24 protein-coding genes and 2 pseudogenes are annotated in these 22,009 nt (G+C 32.9%); 14 read left to right on the top strand and 12 right to left on the bottom strand.

Annotated elements, in window-relative coordinates; genetic code table 11:
• Nucleotides 1–133: 133 nt before the first annotated feature.
• On the bottom strand, nt 134–484 hold the full coding sequence (locus tag HKP48_RS11285; RefSeq protein WP_296345894.1) for a helix-turn-helix transcriptional regulator: 351 nt from the start codon (nt 482–484) through the stop codon (nt 134–136).
• A gap of 99 nt (nt 485–583) precedes the next feature.
• Here HKP48_RS11285 and HKP48_RS11280 point away from each other — a divergent pair, with 99 nt between their 5' ends.
• Genes HKP48_RS11280 through HKP48_RS11270 form a run of 3 tightly spaced genes read left to right on the top strand, consistent with a single transcriptional unit; the run spans nt 584 to nt 4,238 of the window.
• A complete protein-coding gene (locus HKP48_RS11280) occupies nt 584–826 on the top strand; it encodes a hypothetical protein (protein WP_296345890.1) in 243 nt (80 codons plus the stop codon).
• Nucleotides 827–853: 27 nt separating this feature from the next.
• On the top strand, nt 854–1,597 hold the full coding sequence (locus tag HKP48_RS11275) for a GLPGLI family protein (protein WP_296345888.1): 744 nt from the start codon (nt 854–856) through the stop codon (nt 1,595–1,597).
• A gap of 40 nt (nt 1,598–1,637) precedes the next feature.
• Nucleotides 1,638–4,238: a carboxypeptidase-like regulatory domain-containing protein gene (locus HKP48_RS11270; protein WP_296345886.1), complete on the top strand. Its 2,601-nt coding sequence runs from the start codon at nt 1,638–1,640 to the stop codon at nt 4,236–4,238.
• Here HKP48_RS11270 and HKP48_RS11265 read toward each other — a convergent pair.
• Nucleotides 4,228–5,253, bottom strand: a complete 1,026-nt coding sequence (locus tag HKP48_RS11265) for an NAD-dependent epimerase/dehydratase family protein (protein ID WP_296345884.1) — start codon at nt 5,251–5,253, stop codon at nt 4,228–4,230. The genes HKP48_RS11270 and HKP48_RS11265 overlap by 11 nt on opposite strands.
• Nucleotides 5,254–5,343: 90 nt before the next feature.
• Between HKP48_RS11265 and tyrS the strand changes: the two genes are divergently transcribed.
• Nucleotides 5,344–6,642: a tyrosine--tRNA ligase gene (gene tyrS / locus HKP48_RS11260; protein WP_296345882.1), complete on the top strand. Its 1,299-nt coding sequence runs from the start codon at nt 5,344–5,346 to the stop codon at nt 6,640–6,642.
• Between the two features lie 95 nt (nt 6,643–6,737).
• On the opposite strand, the gene HKP48_RS11255 is transcribed toward tyrS, so the two are convergent.
• The 3 genes from HKP48_RS11255 to HKP48_RS11245 all read right to left on the bottom strand — a co-directional run bounded on the left by HKP48_RS11255 (nt 6,738) and on the right by HKP48_RS11245 (nt 10,018).
• Nucleotides 6,738–7,010 carry a YHS domain-containing (seleno)protein gene (locus HKP48_RS11255; protein WP_363928617.1) on the bottom strand — a complete coding sequence of 91 codons (273 nt, stop codon included), beginning with the start codon at nt 7,008–7,010 and terminating at the stop codon, nt 6,738–6,740.
• 210 nt (nt 7,011–7,220) lie between these two features.
• Nucleotides 7,221–8,201: an acyl transferase gene (locus HKP48_RS11250; protein WP_296345880.1), complete on the bottom strand. Its 981-nt coding sequence runs from the start codon at nt 8,199–8,201 to the stop codon at nt 7,221–7,223.
• A gap of 74 nt (nt 8,202–8,275) precedes the next feature.
• On the bottom strand, nt 8,276–10,018 hold the full coding sequence (locus tag HKP48_RS11245; RefSeq protein ID WP_296345877.1) for a T9SS type A sorting domain-containing protein: 1,743 nt from the start codon (nt 10,016–10,018) through the stop codon (nt 8,276–8,278).
• A gap of 227 nt (nt 10,019–10,245) precedes the next feature.
• On the opposite strand from HKP48_RS11245, the gene HKP48_RS11240 reads away from it, so the two are divergent.
• Nucleotides 10,246–10,932: a response regulator transcription factor gene (locus tag HKP48_RS11240; protein ID WP_296345875.1), complete on the top strand. Its 687-nt coding sequence runs from the start codon at nt 10,246–10,248 to the stop codon at nt 10,930–10,932.
• Nucleotides 10,932–11,972 carry an ATP-binding protein gene (locus HKP48_RS11235; protein WP_296345873.1) on the top strand — a complete coding sequence of 347 codons (1,041 nt, stop codon included), beginning with the start codon at nt 10,932–10,934 and terminating at the stop codon, nt 11,970–11,972. The genes HKP48_RS11240 and HKP48_RS11235 overlap by 1 nt, the downstream gene beginning before the upstream one ends.
• Before the next feature lie 15 nt (nt 11,973–11,987).
• On the opposite strand, the gene HKP48_RS11230 is transcribed toward HKP48_RS11235, so the two are convergent.
• Nucleotides 11,988–12,173, bottom strand: coding sequence for a glycosyltransferase (locus HKP48_RS11230; RefSeq protein WP_363928616.1), 186 nt, complete (start codon nt 12,171–12,173; stop codon nt 11,988–11,990).
• Between the two features lie 751 nt (nt 12,174–12,924).
• Nucleotides 12,925–13,065 carry a hypothetical protein gene (locus HKP48_RS11225; RefSeq protein ID WP_296345871.1) on the bottom strand — a complete coding sequence of 47 codons (141 nt, stop codon included), beginning with the start codon at nt 13,063–13,065 and terminating at the stop codon, nt 12,925–12,927.
• Between the two features lie 61 nt (nt 13,066–13,126).
• On the opposite strand from HKP48_RS11225, the gene trmB reads away from it, so the two are divergent.
• The 8 genes and pseudogenes from trmB to HKP48_RS11190 all read left to right on the top strand — a co-directional run bounded on the left by trmB (nt 13,127) and on the right by HKP48_RS11190 (nt 17,983).
• On the top strand, nt 13,127–13,801 hold the full coding sequence (gene trmB / locus HKP48_RS11220; protein WP_296345869.1) for a tRNA (guanosine(46)-N7)-methyltransferase TrmB: 675 nt from the start codon (nt 13,127–13,129) through the stop codon (nt 13,799–13,801).
• A 3-nt stretch (nt 13,802–13,804) separates the two neighbouring features.
• The gene (locus HKP48_RS11215; protein ID WP_296345867.1) at nt 13,805–14,443 is read left to right on the top strand and encodes a LysE family transporter; all 639 of its coding nucleotides are present in this window, start codon (nt 13,805–13,807) and stop codon (nt 14,441–14,443) included.
• A 1-nt stretch (nt 14,444) separates the two neighbouring features.
• Entirely contained in the window at nt 14,445–14,777 is a 333-nt protein-coding gene (locus HKP48_RS11210) for an MGMT family protein (RefSeq protein ID WP_296345863.1), read from the top strand.
• Between the two features lie 104 nt (nt 14,778–14,881).
• Nucleotides 14,882–16,024: an Mrp/NBP35 family ATP-binding protein gene (locus HKP48_RS11205; protein WP_296345861.1), complete on the top strand. Its 1,143-nt coding sequence runs from the start codon at nt 14,882–14,884 to the stop codon at nt 16,022–16,024.
• The gene (locus HKP48_RS11200) at nt 16,025–16,264 is read left to right on the top strand and encodes a NifU family protein (RefSeq protein WP_296345858.1); all 240 of its coding nucleotides are present in this window, start codon (nt 16,025–16,027) and stop codon (nt 16,262–16,264) included.
• A 68-nt stretch (nt 16,265–16,332) separates the two neighbouring features.
• Nucleotides 16,333–17,388: an NAD(P)/FAD-dependent oxidoreductase gene (locus HKP48_RS11195; protein ID WP_296345857.1), complete on the top strand. Its 1,056-nt coding sequence runs from the start codon at nt 16,333–16,335 to the stop codon at nt 17,386–17,388.
• A gap of 75 nt (nt 17,389–17,463) precedes the next feature.
• Nucleotides 17,464–17,616: pseudogene (locus tag HKP48_RS12320) on the top strand (four helix bundle protein); the annotation flags it as partial.
• Nucleotides 17,617–17,647: 31 nt separating this feature from the next.
• Nucleotides 17,648–17,983 (top strand): 2Fe-2S iron-sulfur cluster-binding protein, encoded by a 336-nt coding sequence (locus tag HKP48_RS11190; RefSeq protein ID WP_296345855.1) that lies wholly within the window; start codon nt 17,648–17,650, stop codon nt 17,981–17,983.
• Here HKP48_RS11190 and HKP48_RS11185 read toward each other — a convergent pair.
• From HKP48_RS11185 to rimM, 5 genes and pseudogenes are all read right to left on the bottom strand, one after another.
• The gene (locus HKP48_RS11185; RefSeq protein ID WP_296345853.1) at nt 17,980–18,372 is read right to left on the bottom strand and encodes a hypothetical protein; all 393 of its coding nucleotides are present in this window, start codon (nt 18,370–18,372) and stop codon (nt 17,980–17,982) included. The genes HKP48_RS11190 and HKP48_RS11185 overlap by 4 nt on opposite strands.
• 54 nt (nt 18,373–18,426) lie before the next feature.
• Nucleotides 18,427–19,325: pseudogene (locus HKP48_RS11180) on the bottom strand (serine/threonine protein phosphatase).
• Between the two features lie 81 nt (nt 19,326–19,406).
• Entirely contained in the window at nt 19,407–20,585 is a 1,179-nt protein-coding gene (locus tag HKP48_RS11175) for an acyl-CoA dehydrogenase family protein (protein ID WP_296345850.1), read from the bottom strand.
• Nucleotides 20,586–20,644: 59 nt separating this feature from the next.
• Nucleotides 20,645–21,304 carry a methyltransferase gene (locus tag HKP48_RS11170; RefSeq protein WP_296345848.1) on the bottom strand — a complete coding sequence of 220 codons (660 nt, stop codon included), beginning with the start codon at nt 21,302–21,304 and terminating at the stop codon, nt 20,645–20,647.
• A 56-nt stretch (nt 21,305–21,360) separates the two neighbouring features.
• Nucleotides 21,361–21,891 carry a ribosome maturation factor RimM gene (rimM, locus tag HKP48_RS11165; RefSeq protein WP_296345845.1) on the bottom strand — a complete coding sequence of 177 codons (531 nt, stop codon included), beginning with the start codon at nt 21,889–21,891 and terminating at the stop codon, nt 21,361–21,363.
• Nucleotides 21,892–22,009 lie beyond the last annotated feature (118 nt).

The raw sequence follows: 22,009 nt of genomic DNA, 5'->3' as shown, positions 1-22,009 counted from the left end.
TTTATAAAGTTACTGAATATTATATCGTAAAGTTATTTCCGAAATTTTTCCCCATTGGGCAATAGAAAAATTGCCCCAGAAAAATTTCAGAATAACTTTACTTACACACTTTATGGTTTGGTGCCAAGAAAAATTAACTTTTACTCAGTTTACTAATAAGTTCCTTTATTAAATCATCTTTTTCTGCTAATTGTTTTACATGCAATGCAATTAGTTTGTCAGAAAATTTATTAACCACCTCAGCGTATCCTATACCACCTTTTTGATTGGTGTTGTTTATTATAATTGTATTTCCGTCTAATAACTCATTAATATTAGTGTCTAATATGTCTGCTATTTGCTGTAATAAAATAACGTCTGGTGTAGACTTGTTAGCCTCAATGTTACTTAGTGTTGCTTGAGATATGTGTAGCTTTTCTGCTAAAATTTCTTGAGATAAGCCCAATTCCGAGCGTTTTGTTTTTATATTATTACCAATACTCATAGTTATTAAAATTTTAATAAAGGTATTAATTTTTTAATTGGTGTAGTGGATAGATTGTAAGAATTTAGACAAATTAATTTTAACTTAAATTTATTTATTATGAAATCTTTTTTATTAATTTTAACTTTTGTGAGTTCTTTTGCATTTACTAATTCAATCAATGAAGAATCTAAAAGCGTTGATGATGTTTTTATAAAGTGCTGTACCGCTTATATAACATTTAACGGTGAGCCGCATACCCAAATTACTAAATGCGTTGGTGGTTATGATGATTTAGCTCAAGCGCGTTCATGCCGTTTAGCCTCACAAGAAGCTCAAGCTTTTATAGCAGATCAGTTATAAATAATCTAGTATTACTCGTAAAACAATATGAAGTCATTAAAGGTTTTAATAGTATTAATAGCTTTTTTTTCAAATGCCCAAGAAAAGAATGTACTTTTAGCTATAGATTACTATCATGCGACACATTTTAAAAGTATGCCAACAGAAATAAAAGTTAATGCTTTTTTAACATATAATGGTATACATTCCTCATATGAAATGGATTATACTGGTACTAGCTCCCAATCTGACGAGGAAGTTGATATTTCTGAAGGGCAAATTATGTTCAAGGTTAAATCAGATAAGAATCCTATATTATATAAAGATTTTTCTAGTAAAGAGATTTACAGTATTGAGAGGATTGTCTTAAAACCATTTGAAGTCAAAGATAGTTTTGAAATATTTAATTGGTCTTTAAAGGATGAATATAAAACTATTTTAGGCTATAAATGCCAAATGGCTATAATGTCTTTTAGGGGCAGAGATTATGTAGCTTATTTTACAACAGATTTACCATTTTCTATTGGTCCTTGGAAGTTTGAAGGCTTACCGGGTGTAATATTAGAAGTTTATTCTTTAGACAATGTTTTTAAAATAAAAGCCAATACAATAGATGTAAAAAATGTTGTCGCTGAGGTGCCATTAAGATTTAATCTCAAAAAGGCTATTTCTTGGGAAGAGTTTCAAGAAAAATATACCAAAAAGTACTATGAAATGCAGAGCTATACTGATGAATCAGGAGGTTCTACAACTATACCAAAAATGAAGATAGAACGCATTGTAGATGAGTAATATTTTGATATCATTTAAAAAAAATAGAGCCATTTTGATAATGGTTCTATTTTTTTTATGCCTTAACTTTAGCAATGCACAGCATATACTTAAAGGTACAGTTGCAGATTCATTAACAACTGAACCAATAGCTAAGGTTAATATTTTAATAAAAACCGCCGATAATAAACTCATAGATTTTACAAGTACAGATACTAATGGAAATTTCACCAAAACATTACCTAAAGACTACAAAGAATTTATAATTGAAACTTCAATTATCAGTCATTTAAAATCAAAAAAAATCATAAAAATTAAAGATGGTGTAAGTAGTAATACTTATTACATCAATTTCATCTTAAGAGAACGCATTAATGCTTTAGATGAAGTGTTAATTGAAGCAAAAAAAGAACCCATTACCATAAAAAAAGATACCACAGTCTATAAAATAAGCAACTTTAAAGATGGTAGCGAACGAGTTGTAGAAGACATCCTTAAAAAACTGCCCGGTATAAGGTTTGAAGACAACGGACAGATTAAATTTAAAGGTAAAACGGTAACCCGCTTACTTTTAGATAATGATAATATTTTTGATTCTAATTACACTATCGGCACAAAAAATATAAGCTCAGATATTATTGATGGTGTAGAAGCCTATGAGGATTACGATGACAACCCATTACTAAAAGGCATAAAATCTTCGGAAGATGTTGCTATTAATCTAAAGCTAAAACAAGGTAAAACAGACATCTCTGGCGATGCACAACTTGGTGCTGGTATCGATGCCAAGCAGTTGGCGAGGCTCAACCTACTTTCAGTTTCAAAAAAACTTAAGGGGTTTGGCTCACTAAGTTATAATAATCTGGGTGATAATTATAGCCCTTATAATTTTGTATCTAATAATTTTGATATTTCTAGATTATCAGAATTAGCCCAACGTAGCACTAATTTAGTAAATAGTAATGGCTTTAATTCTGTCTTGCCTGATAATAGAACTCGTGTAAACAGTAATTTTTTTGGGAGCTTAAACGCACTTCTTAAACTCAATAAAAGTATAACGCTACGACTTAATTACAACCATTTTTCTGATAGACTTATTAGAGACGAACAGAGTAATATAAACAATACATTTGGTAATGAAGAGATAAATATTCAAACCCAAGAAAATTTAGTTAAAAGACCAACCATTAATGCCTTAAGTTATGAGTTAAGGCATACAGTTAACACCAAACAATTACTAACGTCAAAAGGACGGTTTGAAGGTCTAGATATTCAAAATAGTTCAACGGGTTTTAATAACGCTAATCCATTTACAAATACAAACACAAGCAACGATGTATTTTTTAATAACAGGGTAGAGTACACAAACAAGTACAGCAAAAAAAGCCTGTTTCAAACGGTTTTTGATGTTTCTTACAACGATTTACCACAAGACTTCAGAGTCTCTAATGAACAGGATTTAACGCAGAATATTGAGTTTAGAAAAAATAGATTTAACATAAAATCCGTGTGGCTATCCAAACAAAATAAAAGCAGATATGATTTTGAGTTAGGCTACACGTTTACCGAAGATTTTGTAAACACTAATTTGCTTGGTGCAACCACTAGCCAAACTTCGTTAACTAATGATATTTACTATCGTGTTGCTAAATCCTTCTTAAACCTAGACTATAAATACAGACTTAAAAAATGGGGTTTTCGCGCTACATTACGAAACGAGTTTTTTTATATTCAGCTAAACGATGTTAATGTTGCCGAAGATTTTAACACGTCTATTTTTACGGTTTATACATCCGCATCGGTAAGTCATTATATTAGTAAAAAATCAAGTATTACTTTTAATTATCAACTTTCAAATAACCTACCAGACGATAGAACTATTTTTTCAGGTTTGGTATTGGTAAATAACAGGTCGTTTCTAAATAATGACTTCCGGTTTAATTTACTTAATAATCAAAGTTATAATTTGAGTTATCGCATTAATGATTTCTATAACTTGTTTCAATTTAATCTTTACAGTAATTATAGCTTTAACAAATTTGGATACATTTCTCAATTAAATATAGATGAAGACCTTACATTTTCAACGTCTATTTTAGATGTTACAAATAACAGAAACCTAAGTTTTGGTTTACGTACCGAGAAGTATTTTAGTTTTTTAAAATCTACCGTAAATCTTAACAGTAATTATAACATCAGTGAGTTTCAGAATATTATTAATAATTCAAAGTTGAGAAACAATACAAGTGAGAATTTGTTTGCGTCTTTTGATATACGTACAGGCTTCAAAGGCGCGTTAAATTTTAGGATCAAGACACTTATAAATAACAATACCTTTACAAATGAAGGTAATCCGTCCAATAGTTTTACATCGTTTCAAAATGATTTTTCTGTAAAATATATCAAGGATAATTTTCAGTTTATTGCAGAGAGTCAATACTTTAAACCAGATTTGAATACTGCTATTCGTGGCGATGTGTTTTTGGATGCTAAAATAATCTTTAAACCAAAGAAGAGCAAAATTGAGTATATATTAAGAGCTAATAATTTGCTTAATAACAAAGTTTTTCAAAACATCAATACCTCAGATTTTTCGACTACAATTTTCCAGTATAATTTACAAGAACGCTTTTTGTTATTGTCTGCGGCATTTAGGTTTTAGCCTGCAAATCTACCAAAAAATAAGTAGCCACTTTTTTAATTGAAGTTTCACTATCGGTAAACTCAAAACCTAGTGCTTCTTTAATTTTACTATTATCATAATTCGCTTCAGTAGTTAAGGTTTTTGCCAATTGTTTTGATAATTGTCTTCGTTTTCCAAATATTTTATGCTTAAGCCAATCTAATCGCCATAAAATATTAAGTTGCCAAGACTTTACTAATTTCAGTTTTGTTGAAACACCTAATGCTTCACTAGCTTTTTGATTAAAATCTTTGAATAGTAGATTTTCAGCTACCAGAATATAACCTTCGTTTTTAATATCACTATCCATGAGCTGCATCATAATATCGCTAACATCCAAAACATCAATATAACCAGAGCCACCTTCCGTATAAAAGTTAAGTCCTTTATAAATCTGATTAAATAAGCTTCCACTTCCGCCACTATGCCAAAAACCAGGTCCTAAAATTATTCCTGGATTAACAATAATAACATCCAAACCTTCTTGTGAGCCTCGCCAAACTTCTAGTTCAGCACCATATTTTGTAATCGCATAAACATTATTGTCTTCTTCAGGATTCCAAGGTGTCTGCTCAGTAATTAATTTTTCAGGATGATTAGTCTTCCCAATAGCTGCAATAGAACTAATATGGCATAGTTTTTTAACCTTATGACTAATGCAGAGATTTACGATATTTGCTGTACCTTCTATATTTACTTGGCGCAACGTTCTGTATTTGTCGGGTTCAAAAGAAATAAATGCGGCACAATGGTAAACATGAGTAATACCATGAAAAACTTCTTGTAGTTTTGGAATGTTTGTAATGTCAGCTTCAATCCATTCAATCTTTTTATAAAGTGTTTCCCAATTTTTAGAATAGTAACTAAAAACGTGTCTTGTAGCGTCTAATTTATGAGCACGTCTGTAAATTGCTCTTACTTTTTCTTCAGTCTGAAGCAATTTGTAAAGCAAATGAGAACCTACCAATCCTGTTCCGCCAGTAACTAAAATCATAAAAGTAAAGGTAGTGTTTTTTGCATTTGTCTTTTGTGTTTACAAGCGGAAACATATCTTTGTGCAACTAATTTTTGAAATAAATACCCGATGAATAACAATTTTGTAGAAGAGTTAAAATGGAGGGGCATGTTGCACGACAGTATGCCAGGCGTTAAGGAGCATTTAGCAGAAGCTATGCGTAGTGCTTATGTAGGTTTTGACCCAACTGCGGATTCTTTACACATTGGTAATTTGGTACCAATTATGTTATTGGCGCATTACCAACGTTGTGGGCATAAGCCAGTAGCTTTGGTCGGTGGCGCAACAGGTATGATTGGTGACCCTTCAGGAAAATCTAGTGAACGTAATTTGTTAGATGAAAAAACCCTGCGACACAACCAAGAGGCTATTAAAGCTCAGTTAGCACACTTTCTTGATTTTGAAAGTGATGCACCAAACGCTGCAAAATTGGTTAATAATTACGATTGGATGAAGGAATTTTCATTCCTAGAATTTATTAGAGATGTAGGGAAGCATATCACTGTTAATTATATGATGGCAAAGGATTCTGTAAAAAACAGGATTTCTAGTGAGTCGTCTGGAGATGGGATGAGTTTTACCGAGTTCACCTATCAATTGGTTCAAGGTTACGATTTTTTACACTTATTTAAAGCCGATAATTGTACCATACAAATGGGCGGTAGTGACCAATGGGGAAACATTACTACAGGTACAGAATTAATTCGCCGAATAGGAAATGGCAAAGGTTTTGCAATTACATGTCCATTAATAACTAAAAGTGATGGTTCTAAGTTTGGAAAATCTGAAGGTGGAAATGTTTGGTTAGACGCTAATCGCACTTCGCCATACAAATTCTATCAGTATTGGTTAAATTCTAGTGATGAAGATGCTGAAAAATATATTAAGATTTTTACATTTTTAAGACAAGAGGAAATCAATACAATTGTCGAAGTCCATAAACAAGCCCCACACCAACGCAAACTTCAAAAACGTTTAGCTCAAGAAATTACCACAATGGTACATTCTGAAGAGGATTTTAAAAATGCCGAAAAAGCATCTAATCTATTATTCAGTAAAACATTTAAGTCTGATATTGCAACAATAGATGAGAATACATTTTTAGATGTGTTTGAAGGTGTACCTCAAGCCGAATTGTCAAAATCAGAATTAGAAAATGGTTTAGATATGATTGCCGCTTTAGCCGCAAAAACAGAATTTCTAAATTCTAATGGCGAAGCAAGACGTGCTTTAAAAGAAAATTCGGTTTCTGTAAATAAGGAGAAAGTGAAAGAAGATTATACCATTACTTCCGAAGATTTGATAAATGGTAAGTATATTATTTTGAATAAAGGGAAACGTAATACTTATATCATTAAAGTGATTTAATTGCTTCTATTATTCTGAATTTGTTTCAGAATGAAAAAAAAGTGCCCAGATTCCTCCGAGCACTTCCACCCAATCAATCAACTTTTAACTATTTATTAATTTTTAATAGCTTCCCAATTTTGGTCGGCTTTTTTCTGTAAACCTTTCACATTTTCTTTTTTCCACAATTCTAATGTATTTGTACCCCATGAATTATAAAACAAATAGAGTTTTCCATCTCGGATTTCGAAGGTTTCTGGGTCACTGTTTACTTTTTTAGATTTTACAGCAACGGCATAAGCACAATAGCCACCATATTGAGGCGAGTACTTTTCTGGAGTTTTCAAAAATATATCTAAATTTTTCGGAGAAGCAAATTTATATTTCACATTATCGTGAGTTGTAGTGAAACTTTTTTTGCCTTCGATAGTATGTTGTTAAAATATTCTACAACGTCGTAACCTTCTGCTAAATATCCTTTTTTGAGGTTGTAGTCTATAGATTGCGCATTTAAACTTGTAATGCTAATTAGTCATACTATTAGTGTAAATCTCATAATGTATTTGTTTAGAAACTATGTCGAAACCTTAAAAACTTACTTACAAAACCATGAGGTTACAACCACGGACATCAGAATTATCGAAACGGCCAATAACTTCAAAAGTTCCATCGTTATAAACCTTTCCTAAATCTTGTACAGCAATAAATGAGCAGGAATTAATATTCGCTAAATCTATAATATTAATGCCGCCAGATTTGTTTTTTTTCTGAATAGAAAGTGCATCTTCTGTATCTCGTGTAAAAATTTTCATCCACGGTAGACATTCAAAAACACCATGACCTTTTGAGTACGCCTGACTTAAAAGCTCTGTCATGCCATACTCGCTATGAATTTTATTAACCCCAAAACCTGAACTTAAAACTTGATGTAATTCGGTACGAATCACTTCTTTTCGGCGACCTTTCATTCCGCCAGTTTCCATGACAATCGTGCTTTTAAGATCGAATTTTTCTTTTTCAACTAAATCTAGCAGAGCAAATGAAACACCAATGAGTAGTGTTTTTTGACCCCGAGATTCAAGTTGTTTTAAAGTTTTAGAGAGTTCGTCTAAATTGTTGAGGTAAAATCCACTTTCGGGATGTTTAGATTCTTTTATAAAGTCTTTGACCATATAAACGAGTGAAGATCCTTCACGTTCAAGATAGCTTGGTAGTAAAGCCAAAACAACATAGTCTTCTATAGTACCATAGAAATGTTGGAATCCTTTTCTAAAACTTTCTTCATAAAGTTTTAAATCAGTAACATGGTGTTTACTCGTTACACTTCCTGTTGTCCCAGAACTAGAAAAGGTTTTTTCTATATTATTTTTTGAAGAAAGTATACTATGCGATTTAAAAAATTGAATAGGTAAAAAAGGGATGTCTTCAACTTTTGTAATATCCGATGGATGCTTAAAAAGTAAGTCGCAAAACGAGCGGTAAACGTGATTATTTTCAAACTGAAATTTAAATACTTTTAAAGCCATAGCTTTAAATTCTTCATCAGAAGTTATGTTAAAAATTTCGCTGTTATCAATCATATTACAAAGCTACGTAAAACAAAAAGCGCTACCAATGGGTAACGCCTTTTTGCAACTATTAAAATTTTTATAACTTATCTAATCACTAATTTTTTAGTGCTTGTTGCACCGTCTTGAGTGATTTTTGTCAAATAAATTCCAGATTTCAAGTTAGAAACATTTAATTTATTGTTAGAAATAGTTTCATTTTTAACTTGCTTACCTAGCATATCAAAAACTGTAACTGTAATTGGTGCAGTATTTACAGAAGAAATAGTTATCTCGCCAGTGTTTGTTGGGTTAGGGTAAATTGAGAATTCTCTTATCTGGAAATTGTTATTCGCTGAAAGAACTTGTATAAAGGTTTGACCAATAAGAAGGTTGTCAACTAAAACTCCTTCATTTTGCGAAGAATCAGATTGTCTTAATCCAAGTTCAGAAATTGTTCGAGCGTTAGCATCGTCTAAATCAGCTCCCAAGATAGAGGTATCTGTATCAGATGCAGCATCAATCCAAAGTTCCGATATGTTGGTAGACTGATTATATCTTAACACGGCTCTATATGTAGTTCCAAAAGAAAAGTCAGTTGCCCAAATGGCGTCTTCAGTGCTGCTATCTGTTGCGATACCAACTGTGAAATCATTTCCAGGAGTATTAGCTTCGACAATACTCAATCTGCCACTAAAGCCAAAAGAATTATCTTTAAAGAAAGCAAAATATTCATAATTACCACCAGAAATAACAGATCCTGGGTCTTGTACGGTGAAGTCAATACCAAAATAGATATCTCCTGCTACAGGAGTAAATGCAATACTAGCATCTTCACTAGGGCTCCCATGTTTTACTAAAGCCTGTCCAGATACTATTTGTAAATCTTCATTTATACCTGAAAAGTTTGACCAATTTGGATTGCTAACTAACGGGCCGTCTGCATATGTAAAATCTTCCGATATAGGAAGTGTAAGCACAGGGATGCAATCTACAGCATTTACAGTAGTATCTATATCACATAATCCACCATCTTGAATAGTTACAATAACATCCGTGCCTTCATTTACACTATTAACTGTAATTGTACCAGAGGCGTCCATAGAAGGATTACCCATTGATAAATCTACAGTTCCAGAATCTGCAGTCACTGTGTAAGTTGAAGTGCCACCGCCTGTGAATGATATAGTAGCTGTGTATGTATCCGTACCTGAAGTAATGTTATCACATACAGCATTTACAGCACCGATAGTTAATTCGCATACTGCAGCATCATTAGAAGCTCTAAAAGTTATGTTTTTTACAGTATAAGTTCCATCAATATTTCTTTGAACAGACTGAGTGTCTTTAGACATGTTTTCATCCTCATTATATTGGATACCTCCAATAGCAGAAAGTAATGCTGTATCATCTCCATCATTAGTGTCATAAACAACACCACTAATTAAAGTTGTTCCCATAGGAAAAGGAGTAATAGGAGTATCATTGGGGAAGTCAGATGCGTTACCACTAATTAAAGCTACAGCATCTGCTCCATTTTGTATTGCGCTAGATCCTCCAGGAGGAATCTCTAAATCACCTGCAGATATTATTGCGGTATTTCCTAAAATAAAGAAACCATTTGCATCGGTAGAAAATCCATCTAAATCATAAGATAAGTAACTAGCATCGTCACTACCATTAAAAAATACAACTACTAGACCATCAAGCGATGTATTGGGCGTCCAAAAAATTTCAACAAATTCAGCTGCATCTGTACCAGGGGTATCAGCATCAACTTCATTTATCACCTGCCCAAAAGAAACAGCAGAAATTAAAAAAGTAAAAAGTAAAAAGTAAAGTTTTTTCATAATTAATTGTAGTTAAATTATTTAAATATAAGAAGAAAATTAACTTTAAGTAAATGGAAATAAGCAATTAAGTCTTCATTTTACAATTATTTAAAGTTAAATTTTTTTAATCCGATAAAGTGTAATTTTATCCGATAAATGTTAGGGAATTGTTATCAATTTGTAATCTGTAAATTTTATTTAGGATTATAATTATATTTACCAGAAGTTATAATTCTACCTTAATTTTGAAAAAAAGAGATATTAAAATTTTATTAGTTGATGATGAAGCCGATATTTTAGAAATTGTTGGTTATAACTTGTCATCAGAAGGTTACCAAGTTACAACTGCTAAAAACGGTGTTGAAGCTATAGAAAGTGCAAAAAAGTATAAACCACACCTTATTATTCTAGATGTGATGATGCCAGAAATGGATGGTATAGAAGCTTGTGAAAAGCTCAGAGAGATACCAGATTTAACCAATACAGTCATTACGTTTTTAACAGCTAGAGGTGAAGATTATTCACAGGTTGCAGGTTTTGATGCTGGTGCTGACGATTATATTACAAAACCTATAAAACCAAAAGTATTAGTTAGTAAAGTCAAAGCATTATTGAGACGCCTCAAGGATTCCGAAAATTCATCAGATGGGATTACTAAAATAGGTGAACTAATCATCAATAGAGAAGAATACAAGATTACCAATAAAGGAAAAGAAATAATCTTACCAAGAAAAGAGTTTGAATTACTATCTTTATTAGCAACCAAGCCAGGTAAAGTATTTAATCGCGAGGAGATTTTAGATAAAGTCTGGGGTAATGAAGTCGTCGTAGGCGGAAGAACTATAGACGTACACATCAGAAAGCTCAGAGAAAAAATCGGTGATAAATCTTTTAAAACAGTAAAAGGTGTTGGTTACAAGTTTGTTGACTAATGCAAAAACCACTCAAAAAATCTTATAAATTTGCCTCCAAAACTGCTGCTTACGTTACACTAGTTGCTTCGGTTTATATGGCATTATTTCTCTGTTTTTTTCACACCTTAGATTGGGAGTTTTTGGTATTCCCATTTTCTTGCTTTTTTGTTTGTTTTGCTGTGATTCAATATAGAGTAGAATATTTTATTTATCGAAGAGTAAAAAAAATCTACGATGATTTAACGCTTTTAGAGTCTACAGATTTAAGGCAGCAACCTATAACAACAGATATGAATACGTTGACCAAAGAGATAGATAGATACGCGCGTGATAAAAAGATAGAAATTGAAACACTCAAAGTCCGTGAAGAATATCGTAAGGAGTTTTTAGGTAACGTTTCTCATGAGTTAAAGACTCCACTCTTTACGGTTCAAGGCTATATAGAAACACTTTTAGATGGTGCTATAAATGATAAAAAAGTAAGAGATAAATACCTAAGCCGAGCAAGTAAAGGTGTTGAGCGATTGAGCTATATTTTGAAAGATTTGGATATGATTACCAAATTAGAAGTTGGAGATTTAAGCCTTACTATTGAAAAGTTTGATATTGTTGAATTAGTCCAAAATGTCTTTGAGCTTTTTGAAATGAAAGCTGCCAAGAAAAAAGTTACATTAACTTTTGACAAGGATTATACATCACCAATATCTGTCAATGCCGATAAAGAACGTATACAACAGATTTTGAGTAACCTTATTGTCAACTCCATAAAATATGGGTTAGAGCATGGAACTACAGAAGTGAGTATCGAAAATTTAATAAAAAATAAAGTTATTGTACGTGTAACAGACAATGGTGAAGGCATAGCCAAAGAGCACCTTAGTCGTTTGTTTGAGCGCTTCTACCGCGTGGATAAAAGTGGTTCTAGAAAAGAAGGTGGTTCTGGTCTTGGACTTTCCATTGTAAAACATATTATTGAGGCCCATAATGAAAAAATTTATGTAGAGAGCGAACCTAATGTAGGAAGCGAATTTTCTTTTACATTAGAAAAGGCTAAATAAGTTTTTGTAATTTATCTAAGAATCAAATGTTCTAAACCCAGAATATTGATGCCCAAGACTTAAACTACTTTCTGATAATTTATCTTGTGATACTGAATAAGCTATTAAATTATCGTCAAATATTTTTGCTAAATACAATTGCTCAAACTGTCTTGGCGTTGGAACAAAAATTGCCTTTTTACCAAGCTTTGCTAAATCCATAACCGTTGTATTGATTATCCTTTTTTAATCATAAATTGAAAAATATAATGATTTCTCTGTCATTTCGAGCGTGGTCACAGAGCGTGGTCACAGAGCCTAGTCGAAGTACTCAATGCTATATTAAATTAAAATCAATTTATGACATATTACGGACGTTCAAATTATATAATTTCCTCGATTTTTTGCTAGTTTTCAATAATTCCTCTTACAAAGACTATGTTTCTTTTATCACTTTTTTAATAATGCCAACAATTTATTTTCGAACTTAGTATGTTGAGGTTCTGGGCCAGAAAAAATAATAAGTATGTCAATAGATATTTTAAGGTTTTATTTTTCAAATCGATTAAGAGGTCCTATATATTTCAAATCCTCAAACTCCTGCTTTGAATGTTCAAGTTGACCACTTAAGTTTGGTTCGTTTTCAAAATATGGCACCCAGCATTCATCAAATTTTCTGATGATGCTCTGATGTAATTTTCTACTTAGCCAAGAGGTTTTTCCACTAAAAACATTTAATTGGTGTGTTATATAAACTTAAGGAATTTTAGAATTTATAACACCAAAACGATGATCTGAAATAATACCATTAAGTTTTTTGGCTTTTGCGAGTTTAGCAACATATTTTTTTCAAGATGAATTGTTTTAAGAATATGAGGAGAATACTTTAGGAACTTCAGCTTGAAATTAGTCTCTTTTTTTGGATAAGAGATGTTGTAAGAAGGCAGCTCAAAAGCTTTAAGTTTAGGAAATTCTATTTTAGTAACTCTAATGCGCCACCATCAGAAGCTAACATAGGCTCGAAGCCTTCAGTTATTAAAGCTTTTATAATCGGAATGCACCTTGTGGTATGACCCAATCCCCAATGCAATGGTGCTACTAAAATTCGTTTCATTTCATCATAACAAAGATAAACCTAAAATGTTTCCTTAATTTTGTCGAAAGATTAAATTATTGTGGGAAGCAAAAACAAACTAAAACGCTTTAAGGAAAACGAAACTTTTGAAAACGTTTTTCAACCTTTAAGAGAAGAGTTAACCGAAGGGAATTTTAAACCTAAAGGCAATTGGAACAAGGACATTTTTAGAAACGATAATCCTATTGTTTTAGAGTTAGGCTGTGGTAAAGGAGAATACACTATTGGTCTAGCAAAACGCTATCCAGACAAGAATTTTATTGGCATAGATATTAAAGGAGCGCGTTTTTGGAGAGGAGCCAAAACCGCTGTAGAAGAAAACATCTCAAATGCTAAATTTATTCGCACACAAATAGAACTTGTCGATTATGCCTTTGCAGAAAATGAAGTTGACGAAATTTGGATTACATTCCCGGATCCACAAATAAAATACAAGCGAACTAAACATAGGATGACCAATCTTAAATTTTTAGAGCGTTATAAGAAAGTCTTAAAGCCAAAAGGTATTATGCATCTAAAAACCGATAGCGAGTTTATGCATGGGTATACTTTAGGCTTACTACACGGTGCTGGTTATGAGGTGTTTTATGCGAATCATAATATTTATAAACAAGAAGGTAGCCCTAAGGAAGTTACAGAAATTCAAACTTACTACGAGAGTCAATATTTAGAGCAAAACAAACCAATTACGTATATTAGATTTCTAATTAACTAAATCTTGAGTATCACAATCGTCTTTTTTCTTGGCCTTTTTGTGGCTTTAATTGGTGTAATTCCGCCAGGCCTTTTAAACATGACAGCTGCAAAAATAAGTCTCAAAGAAGGTGCTGGTCGAGGTGTTATGTTTTCTACAGGAGTTTGTTTAGTTGTATTTGTACAGACATATATTGCTGCCATTTTTTCAAGATACTTAAGTAATAGACCTGATATCGTTGAAATCTTACAACGTGTAGCTTTTGTCATTTTCGTGCTAATCACTGTCTATTTTTTAGTATTAGCTTCCAAACAAAAAGGAGAAGCACAACCAATCGTTGAAGAAGATATTCGAAGTAAAAAAAGACGTTTTTTCTATGGGATGTTATTGTCTAGCTTAAATGTTTTTCCTATTCCTTACCAAGCCTACATGACCATAACCTTGGCGTCATTTGGTATTATGGATTTTGAAAGATTGAGCATCATTACATACGTTACTGGTGCAGCCATGGGAACATTTGTAATGCTATATATTTATATTTTCTTTTTTGATAGAATAAAGGATAAAGCCTTTACTTCTCAAAAAAACATGAATTATATTATAGGTAGTATTACAGGTTTAGTTGCCTTAATTACCTTTATAAATATCCTCAGAGAGTTGTAATATGAAAGCTTCTACCGAGTCCTTTTTTGAGCGCGTATACGAAGTTGTTTGTCAAATTCCTTATGGTAGAGTTACAAGTTATGGCGCTATTGCCAATTATCTTGGCGCTGTGAGAAGTGCCCGTATAGTTGGTTATGCTATGAATGGCTCTCATGGAAAAGACGTACCAGCACATCGTGTAGTAAATAGAAAAGGATTGCTCACAGGTAAACATCATTTTGAAGGGACTAACCTCATGCAGCAACTTTTAGAAGGTGAGGGTATTAAAATCGTTGATAATCAAATTCAAAATCTAGAAACTGTTTTTTGGAATCCATCAGATGAATTAAAATAAGTATCATTCAGTAACCAAATCCACCTATTTTACTTTTCAATTTTCTTAACGAAAAATATAAACTTTTAGCAGTATCTTTGCGTTTAGAATTAATCTAGATAGAAGTGAAGCTTAACAAACAAGATATACTCAACGCTTTAAAAACCATTACAGTACCTGGTGAAGGGCAAAATATGGTTGAAAGTGGAGCGGTTACAAACGTCGTTACTTTTGCAGACGAAGTTATAGTAGATGTTACAATAAGAAACCCTAGTCTTCAGGCACGTAAAAAGACCGAAGTTGAAATTTTGCAAACCATTCACCGTGAGCTTTATGAAAAAGCAAAAATTAAAGTAAACATAAAGGTAGAAGTACCTGAAACCCCTAAACTTAAAAACGAAATTAAGGGAAAGCCAATTCCTGGTATTTCAAATATAATAGCGGTGGCATCTGGTAAAGGTGGTGTAGGGAAATCTACCGTAACCGCAAATTTAGCGGTGACCTTAGCAAAAATGGGATTTAAAGTTGGTGTATTAGATGCCGATATTTACGGACCATCTATACCGATAATGTTTGATGTTGCTAATGAGCGACCATTATCAGTAAATATTGAAGGAAAATCAAAAATGAAACCCGTAGAAAACTATGGTGTTAAGGTATTATCTATTGGTTTTTTTACTAAACCAGACCAGGCCGTCATATGGCGTGGACCAATGGCAAGTAAAGCATTAAATCAAATGATTTTTGATGCAGCTTGGGGTGAGTTAGATTTTTTATTGTTGGATTTACCTCCAGGAACAGGAGATATACATTTAAGTATTATGCAAGCGTTGCCAATTACAGGTTCAGTTGTTGTGAGTACACCACAAAACGTAGCTTTAGCAGATGCTAAAAAAGGTGTGGCTATGTTTCAACAAGACAGTATTAACGTCCCTGTTTTAGGGATAGTAGAGAATATGGCATATTTTACGCCAGAGGAATTACCTGAAAATAAATACTATATATTTGGAAAAGAAGGTGCTAAACATCTATCAGAAGACTTACAAGTTCCTTTCTTAGGAGAAATTCCTATAGTACAGAGCATAAGAGAAGCTGGAGATGTTGGACGTCCAGCTGCTTTACAAATAGCAACACCAATAGAAGAAGCTTTCGAAGATTTAACTAAACGTGTTGTGGAGCAAGTTGTTTTTAGAAATGAAAACTTGCCAGAAACCGAAGCAATTAAGATTACAACAATGGCAGGTTGTTCTGCTGTAAAAAAGAAATAAATGAGTACAGAAGAGCTTAAATTAAATGTTGAGAAAGCACTAGACGAAATCCGTCCATTTCTACAGAGTGACGGTGGCGATATTTCCTTATTGTCTATCGAAGATGATAAGTTGGTAAAGGTGCAACTTCAAGGTGCTTGTATTTCTTGCAGCGTAAATCAAATGACATTAAAGTCTGGTGTAGAAATGACCATAAAAAAATACGCGCCTCAAATAGAACAGGTTATTAACGTAGAATAGCTAATGTGATAAATGTCACATTTTGTAAAGAAGCAGAGTGTTAATTTTGCTTTCAATATTACAATTCAATGATTACAACAGATATAATTATTATCGGTGCTGGCCCAACTGGGCTTTTTGCTGTTTTTGAAGCAGGATTGTTAAAATTAAAATGTCATTTAATAGACGCCTTACCTCAACCTGGTGGACAATGTTCTGAAATTTATCCTAAAAAGCCTATTTACGATATTCCTGCTTATCCAGAAATTTTAGCTGGTGATTTAACCGATAAATTAATGGAGCAATGTAAGCAATTTGAGCCTGGTTTTACATTAGGAGAGCGTGCAGAGACTATAGATAAGCAAAAAGACGGTTTTTTTATTGTAACCACAAATAAAGGAACGCAACACAAAGCACCGGTTGTAGCCATTGCCAGTGGTTTAGGAAGTTTTGAGCCTCGTAAACCACTATTAGAAAATATTACTCAATTTGAAGATAAAGGGGTCGAATATATTATTAAAGAACCTGGACTCTATCGCGATAAAGATGTGGTTATTGCTGGTGGTGGAGATTCAGCATTAGATTGGAGTATCTTTTTGGCCGATGTTGCAAAAAGTGTCACTTTAGTTCATAGACGTAATGAGTTTAGAGGGCATTTAGACTCTGTTGAGAAAGTTCAAGAGTTAAAGAATTTAGGAAAGATTAATTTAATTACTCCAGCTGAGATTACGGCAATTATTGGCAAGAATACAGTTGAAGCACTAAAAATTACTAAGAAAGACGAAACGCCCTTTACTATAGAAACAGATCATTTTATACCGCTATTTGGTTTGTCTCCAAAACTAGGACCAATAGCCAATTGGGGATTAGAAATTGAAAAGAATGCTATTAAAGTTAATAATGCATTAGATTACCAAACCAATATCCCAGGCATTTTTGCTATTGGTGATGGAAATATTTATCCAGGAAAATTAAAACTAATTCTTTGTGGTTTTCATGAAGCAACATTAATGTGCCAAGCGGCGTACCAAATTATAAACCCAGGCAAACGTTATGTTTTAAAGTACACAACCGTTTCAGGTGTGGATGGCTTTGATGGTACACGGAAGGAAGCCCCAAAAGCAGTAGTTAAAACTATAGAGTAAATGGTATTCTGTATATAGTAATTAGTGCATAGTAGTTAGTGATATGGCAGTACAAAGATTTGAAGATTTTTATATTTTGCATTAGCCTCAAATAGCGAAGTAAGGTCAATCTTATATTTGTCGATTAGATTAAGTTTTATTAAAAAAGAAGAGACAGAGATATTAATTGAGAATACCAATAAAATTTCTAGAATGCTACGTGGATTACTTAAATCGATAAAAAACTAATTACTAAAACCTATCTACTAATCCCTAATTTATGGAAAACCAAGATGTAAACATAACAATCATTGACCGAGATGGTTTAAAACATAGTATTGAAGCACCTACCGATATGGCAATGAATCTAATGGAGGTCGTTAGAAGCTATGAGCTTGCTCCAGAAGGAACGGTTGGCGTGTGTGGAGGCATGGCTATGTGTGCATCTTGTCAATGTTATATCAATACCGAGCATAACTTGCCAGAAATGCAAGATGATGAAGAAGCGATGTTATCTGAAGCTTTTTACACAAAAGACAACTCCAGGTTAGGTTGCCAAATACAAATTTCAAAAGATCTCGAAGGTCTTGAAGTAGAATTGGCCCCTGAGAGTTAACATAAAAACTCTCTAGCAAGAATTAACAGTGTTAATATTAAGAGTGAAGGTATAGCAATTAGAAAGAAACTATATCGTTTGTAGTATCCTACTTCATTTAAATTTCCATTGTTCTTTGTATATATACCATCTTCTAAATTTCCTCTGGAATAGAAAAAGCCTTCTTTTTTTGTCAGTTTAAAAGAAAGGTTCATTATAAGTTTAATTATGTGAATATTTATAAATAATGAGAAAGTAATAACGACAGGTTCTAAGCCGCATAGATGATTCCAGTCTGTCAATACCATAATAACTCCTATTAGGCCAATAGCAAAAGATATTTTTGAATATCTTTTGAATATTTTATCATCTTTTAAATCTTCATTGAAAGGTGTTATTATAATATTCATAAAGAATATTATAATAAGAACCATTGAAAAGTATATTTCGGATAATGTCAAGTTTTATTCCGTTTTATAATCAATCAATTTAGTTGGCCCCTCGAGAAGAATCCTTACTATTTTGAGTGTACCATCATCTGCAGTAGCTATTTGCCATTTTATAAGCGAAATGCATCCGTTTTCTATTTCTAAACCAGTAATACTTCTTGGGTGTACACAACTACCATCATTAAAAAAAGCAATATCACCAGGTTCTGGAAAACGAGGTCTGTGTGTATGACCTGAATGGTAATTAAGTTTTTGTTTTCAGTTATCCACTTTTTGGTTCTACGTTCTACTTTTATAAGTTCTTTATAATTTTTAGCAGGACTTGTTGGGTCAGCAATACCCATAACATTTAATGGTTTCCAAAGCACGCGAACCATAAAACGGCTCCATTTCCAGAATAGATAATTCCACCAATCAGCTTGGTGACCGTGTAGCAAAAACAATTCCTGACTAGTTTCAGAATGTTTTAAAACAATACCTTCATGATAAGTAATATCACAAAACAAATCTTTGTTTTCGCCAGTTTTAGCATCAAAATAAGTATCAAGATGTTTGTTTACGTAATTCTGATTTCTGTAAACCATATCATGATTACCCCAAATCATATGCAACCGCTCTTCGTCATGAAATTTTTTCATGAGCATATATACATTTTTATGTGCATGCAGAATAGATTCAAACGACAAATTTTCCCATAGTTCATCGCCATCGCCAAGCTCTGCATAACTAAACCCTTTATTATAATAATGCTTAAGGGCATGAAAGTAAATGTTACGATTATTGGCAAAATCATCGGCAAAACTATTGTCGCCACGATGACAATCACTAAATAAAATAAACTTACTAGAGTTATTAAAAGGAATAACCTTAGCCTTATTGTAAGCTTTATCTAATCGTTTTTTTGCTGAAAACATAATAGTAAATGTAAATAAAAAATGCTTCATTGTTAGATGAAGCATTTTGAGTTAAATTGTTTTTAAATATTGCTAAATCGCTTATTTAAATGCGTTTAATCCTGTGACATCTAGTCCGGTAATTAATAAATGGATGTCATGTGTGCCTTCGTAAGTCACAACACTTTCTAAATTCATCATATGCCTCATGATACTGTATTCTCCACTGATACCCATACCTCCTAACATTTGCCTAGCGTCGCGAGCTATTTTTAATGCCATGTCTACATTATTTCGTTTTGCCATAGAAATCTGAGCAGAAGTTGCGCGATTTTCATTTTTGAGTTGACCTAAGCGGAACACTAACAATTGAGCTTTGGTAATTTTGGTAATCATCTCAGCTAATTTCTTCTGTTGTAGTTGGAATTGTCCTATTGGCTTACCAAACTGAATACGCTCTTTAGAATAACGTAATGCAGTATCATAACAATCCATCGCGGCACCAATAGCACCCCAAGCAATACCATAGCGTGCAGAATCCAAGCATCCTAGTGGTGCGCCTAGGCCTGATTTATTTGGTAATAAATTTTCTTTTGGGACTTTGACATTGTCAAAAATAAGTTCACCTGTAGCCGATGCACGTAAAGACCATTTATTATGTGTTTCTGGTGTAGAAAAACCTTTCATGCCACGTTCTACGATAAGTCCATGAATACGGCCTTCTTCATTCTTAGCCCAAACAACAGCCACATTACAAAATGGTGAATTAGAAATCCACATTTTAGCTCCATTTAAAAGATAATGGTCTCCCATATCTTTAAAGTTAGTCGTCATTCCTCCAGGATTACTTCCATGGTCAGGCTCTGTAAGTCCAAAACTTCCCATCCATTCACCACTAGCTAACTTTGGTAAGTATTTTTGACGTTGTTCTTCGTTTCCGTATTTCCAAATGGGATACATAACTAAAGATGATTGAACAGAAGCCGTACTACGTACACCAGAATCGCCACGCTCAATTTCTTGCATTATTAAACCGTACGAAATTTGGTCTAAGCCAGCACCGCCATATTCTTCTGGAATATATGGTCCAAAGGCACCGATTTCTGCTAATCCTCCAATAATAGATTTTGGGAATTCCGCTTTTTGAGCAGCTTCTTCAATAATTGGAGAGACGTCACGCTTTACCCAATCACGGGCAGCATCACGTACTAATTTGTGTTCTTCTGAGAGTAAATCGTCAATATTATAATAATCTGGAGCTTCGAATAAATCTGGTTTCATTTTCAATAAAAGTTAATAAAACAAATGTAACGAAAACGTTTTCAGTGAACAACCAAAGTTTACATTTTCAAGTAGAAATCTTTGGTCAAGTTTTTATAGTCTTCTGTGTAATTATGTCTTCCATTTTCTATAACTAATTCTGAAATTTCAACCTCTTTTCTTTGAAATGCGAATTCTATTAGGCTACGTTTTACTTCAGATTGAGGATTACCTTTTAAATGAAGGATACGATTTGGATATAAACCAATTTTTGACGCTAACTCTTTTAAATTATCTTCTTCTTTATTAGGAATAATTACTGAAAAAATTCCATTTTCTGATAATAGATTTGCAACTGCATAAATCAAATGGTCAAATGGCATTGCGTCTTGAAACCTAGCCAAATCACGAGAATTGTTTTTCGATTTGTAATCTTCAGAATAGAAAGGCGGGTTACAGACTACAATATCATATTTATCATCTATCTCTTCAACATATTCTATGAGAGATGCATGATAACAAAACAACCGGTCGTTCCAAGGCGAATTATCAAAATTTTCTGCGCATTGCTCATAGGCATCGTCATCAATTTCAACTGCTTCAATGATTTCTACATGGCTACGCTGGGCTAGCATTAAATAGATTACTCCAGTTCCAGCGCCAATATCTAGAGCGGAAAATGGATTATGCTTAATTGAAGTCCAAGCACCCAGTAAAACACCGTCTGTTCCAATTTTCATGGCGCAGCGGTCTTGTTCTATGCTAAATTGTTTAAATTTAAAAGGAGCAGAACTCATTATTTGGTAAGATATAGGTCAATCAAGCCTTCAGGTGTATTAACAACAACGGTTTTGTTTTCTCTGTCAACTTTTACAATAAATTTGTCATTCAGAGGAATGAGGATCTCAGTACCATTTCTGTCAACTTCAAATAAAGCTTGTGCTGTATTATCATTGATATTGATGATTGTTCCAACCTTACCAAAGTTTTCATCTTCCATTGAAAATCCTATGACCTCGTGGAAATAAAATTTATTGCCTTCAAGTTTTGGAAGTAAATCTAGTGGTAGGTACAAATCGCATTTTAGAAGTGCATCGGCATCGGCTTCGGTATCTACATCTTCAAAGTTTAACCGCAATAAATTAGATTTATGGAGCTGAGAAGATTCAAGAAAAAACGGAACTAAATTGCCTCTTAAATCTATAAATATAGCATCCAGATTATCATATAAATCAGGTTCATCTGTGTCCAGTTTAGCTAAGAGCTCACCTTTAAAACTGTACTTCTTAACTATTTTTCCTAGGTAGAAACAATCTTCTTTTTTCATACGAATAAATTATGTTTAAAGTTCATGTTTTCAACATTTTAGATTAAACTGCTAAGAATCCCTTTTAGGTAAAATTTTCATACACATGCTTTAATGCAATACTCTTTTGTACTTAACA

Source organism: Winogradskyella sp., assembly GCF_013042245.1.
In the GTDB taxonomy this organism is placed as follows: domain Bacteria; phylum Bacteroidota; class Bacteroidia; order Flavobacteriales; family Flavobacteriaceae; genus Winogradskyella.
Note: the sequence above shows the minus strand (reverse complement) of the source record. Positions and strands in the feature narration are given on the sequence as shown.

What these genes read in the sequence shown, in the direction of transcription:
- HKP48_RS11275 (WP_296345888.1), top strand. Translation starts at nt 854, where the DNA reads ATGAAGTCATTAAAGGTTTTAATAGTATTAATAGCTTTTTTTTCAAAT.
- HKP48_RS11265 (WP_296345884.1), bottom strand. Translation starts at nt 5,253, where the DNA reads ATGATTTTAGTTACTGGCGGAACAGGATTGGTAGGTTCTCATTTGCTT.
- HKP48_RS11200 (WP_296345858.1), top strand. Translation starts at nt 16,025, where the DNA reads ATGAGTACAGAAGAGCTTAAATTAAATGTTGAGAAAGCACTAGACGAA.
- HKP48_RS11210 (WP_296345863.1), top strand. Translation starts at nt 14,445, where the DNA reads ATGAAAGCTTCTACCGAGTCCTTTTTTGAGCGCGTATACGAAGTTGTT.
- HKP48_RS11280 (WP_296345890.1), top strand. Translation starts at nt 584, where the DNA reads ATGAAATCTTTTTTATTAATTTTAACTTTTGTGAGTTCTTTTGCATTT.
- HKP48_RS11195 (WP_296345857.1), top strand. Translation starts at nt 16,333, where the DNA reads ATGATTACAACAGATATAATTATTATCGGTGCTGGCCCAACTGGGCTT.
- HKP48_RS11270 (WP_296345886.1), top strand. Translation starts at nt 1,638, where the DNA reads ATGGTTCTATTTTTTTTATGCCTTAACTTTAGCAATGCACAGCATATA.
- tyrS (WP_296345882.1), top strand. Translation starts at nt 5,344, where the DNA reads ATGAATAACAATTTTGTAGAAGAGTTAAAATGGAGGGGCATGTTGCAC.
- HKP48_RS11235 (WP_296345873.1), top strand. Translation starts at nt 10,932, where the DNA reads ATGCAAAAACCACTCAAAAAATCTTATAAATTTGCCTCCAAAACTGCT.
- HKP48_RS11250 (WP_296345880.1), bottom strand. Translation starts at nt 8,201, where the DNA reads ATGATTGATAACAGCGAAATTTTTAACATAACTTCTGATGAAGAATTT.
- HKP48_RS11245 (WP_296345877.1), bottom strand. Translation starts at nt 10,018, where the DNA reads ATGAAAAAACTTTACTTTTTACTTTTTACTTTTTTAATTTCTGCTGTT.
- rimM (WP_296345845.1), bottom strand. Translation starts at nt 21,891, where the DNA reads ATGAAAAAAGAAGATTGTTTCTACCTAGGAAAAATAGTTAAGAAGTAC.
- HKP48_RS11185 (WP_296345853.1), bottom strand. Translation starts at nt 18,372, where the DNA reads ATGAATATTATAATAACACCTTTCAATGAAGATTTAAAAGATGATAAA.
- HKP48_RS11285 (WP_296345894.1), bottom strand. Translation starts at nt 484, where the DNA reads ATGAGTATTGGTAATAATATAAAAACAAAACGCTCGGAATTGGGCTTA.
- HKP48_RS11170 (WP_296345848.1), bottom strand. Translation starts at nt 21,304, where the DNA reads ATGAAAATTGGAACAGACGGTGTTTTACTGGGTGCTTGGACTTCAATT.
- HKP48_RS11190 (WP_296345855.1), top strand. Translation starts at nt 17,648, where the DNA reads ATGGAAAACCAAGATGTAAACATAACAATCATTGACCGAGATGGTTTA.
- HKP48_RS11175 (WP_296345850.1), bottom strand. Translation starts at nt 20,585, where the DNA reads ATGAAACCAGATTTATTCGAAGCTCCAGATTATTATAATATTGACGAT.
- HKP48_RS11225 (WP_296345871.1), bottom strand. Translation starts at nt 13,065, where the DNA reads ATGAAACGAATTTTAGTAGCACCATTGCATTGGGGATTGGGTCATACC.
- HKP48_RS11230 (WP_363928616.1), bottom strand. Translation starts at nt 12,173, where the DNA reads ATGGATTTAGCAAAGCTTGGTAAAAAGGCAATTTTTGTTCCAACGCCA.